Raw genomic sequence first — 2,072 nt, 5'->3', positions numbered from 1 at the left:
AATCAACCTCCTCACCATTGACTATTGCCAGTGTACGACCACCAACGATGGTGCCTTCTTGCTCAAATAGTGATAACGGATGTTGACCAGGATAAACCCGCTGAAAAACTGTTTCACCGGCCCGAGCAAATTCTGACTGTAACTGACGACCGGAGGCCAGGTCCTCAGGATGAATATCAAATGCGTGGGCAGCCACCACCAACTTTAATGCCGAAGGATTTGGCAATTGAAAATTGAGGGGATTAACGGGTTCTGTCAACTGGTCGGAAGAATCCAGCTTGAAGAAAAGTGCCGGATCTTTGAGAAAATCCAGAGTGTCATCGATTAATTGCGGAGGTAGACGATCTTTCCAGTACATCAATAACGACGGTTTATTAGCAACTAACCTTTCTACAAGTATGTGTATAAGCCTTTTCCGGATAATATCATCAGTGCAGCACCGCTCCAGGTACTCTTTGTCGTCAAATAAGTCAAAAAAATTTAGATGCCGTTCAATGTAGTCTATTGCAATGTGGGGGTTGGCAGGCCGTAACTTCCTGATCAGAAAGTGCCATTTTCCCTTGTCAAAGACTTCAGAATTGAGCACTATTTTGTCCTGCTCTTTCAGGATTACTTCAGAAAGCTTATTGTAATTCTGTTCAGGTAGATAAGGATAAACAATATTCAGGACATGGGTTATGAAATCGTTATCTGCACTCACTTTTCCAAAGAAGTGGTAAAGGAGAGTCATATGAAATCGCTCGCTTACTTCAGGTCTACTGCTTAGCATGTCAAATAATGACCTCTTTGCTGCATCGATCAAATCCTTTGGCAAGATAGCATTAAAATCTTCAACATAAATTAAAATAAAAGGATTTACTTTTACCAGCTTTTTTAATAACAAACCAAATGCTTCTTCATCTGTTTTATATCTGTTTAAGAGAGCATTATATACACTTGTAAAGATGTAGCCGTATGAATAACCCAATCCCTTAATTGCTTCCAATTCGTAGGCTAGAGCCTTGACCAGTATCTCTTCAAAAAAAACAGGATCTTTGGTGAACATACTATATTGAGGAAATAAAATTCGATTAAAATTACGAAACCAATGCACACCACTGATCGAATTCAGGATGGATTCTTTGGTCATAAAATGAACCGGAACCTCTGATAATTTACACAAGTCATTTGATAACTGTGAAAGGCAGTACTCTTTGTTTTTTTCTTTAATGTGCTCTGGAAGGTCTTTAAGCTCTATTATTCCTGATCGGATCAGATCATCGTACAAATCATCATTTTTAAAACTGGCTGGAAGATTATTCAGTGACTTTATTTTCGCCGTAGTGTCCAGATAACCATAAATAAAAACGGCCAGTTCCGGCGGTGTACCATAGGGCATACCATGTATATTTGAGTACTCAATAAGAAAATCAACCTCCTTTTTCAATTCGACGGGTAGATCATCGTAGGAATATTGGTAAGGATCATAACCGGGCTGAGCCAAAATTATATCTTTTGTTATTTTTTCTTTTGGTATTTCGTGAATTTGCAAAACACCATTCCTTACAAACTCTTTCATAAAAAAAGGTGATTCTAAATAAGCTTCAGACCCATATTTTCTAAAAGTTCTTGGTGAAAAATAATCGATGACGTTCATAAACTCATCTTCCGTGAATTCACGAACTCTACCATCAACAAGTTTTTGAATCAGCTCAACTTGTTTTTCGGTGAAGATGGCAGTGTTCGCGTCCGAACTGATTTTAAATATATTTAAAGATCCGGGTGATAAGGCTTCGGACTCAACCATAAGATTCCTAAATAAACCGGGGTGCAGTCCCCATAGAATCGATAGAGCGTTGCGGCACTTTCCTGATTTCCAGATACCTCCCTCTGGCATCATCGTTTTAACGAGTAACTGCAACGGTGCGACGAGTTTACCGTATGAGGGTGCTATGGCCGTTTCAGGGATTCCTTCGTTGTGTTGCAGGGACGGCTGAAAATAATCATTGCCAGTATTCTTTGACTCCTGATTGTTTTTCTGAACAGAGGCCATAAAAAAGTGCAGAACCGCCTTTTCCAACAGTTGCAGAATC

General features: G+C 39.5%; 1 protein-coding gene. It reads right to left on the bottom strand.

Annotated features, from left to right (window positions below; genetic code table 11):
- The coding region (locus KDK19_RS20580) for a hypothetical protein (RefSeq protein ID WP_257292838.1) at positions 1 to 2,059 on the bottom strand (2,059 nt) is incomplete at its 3' end.
- Positions 2,060 to 2,072 lie beyond the last annotated feature (13 nt).

The sequence above is a fragment of the Endozoicomonas sp. ONNA1 genome, from assembly GCF_024606325.1.
Classification (GTDB): Bacteria; Pseudomonadota; Gammaproteobacteria; order Pseudomonadales; family Endozoicomonadaceae; genus Endozoicomonas_A.
The sequence above is the reverse complement of the archived record's forward strand: the minus strand, read 5'-3'. Positions and strand labels throughout refer to the sequence as shown.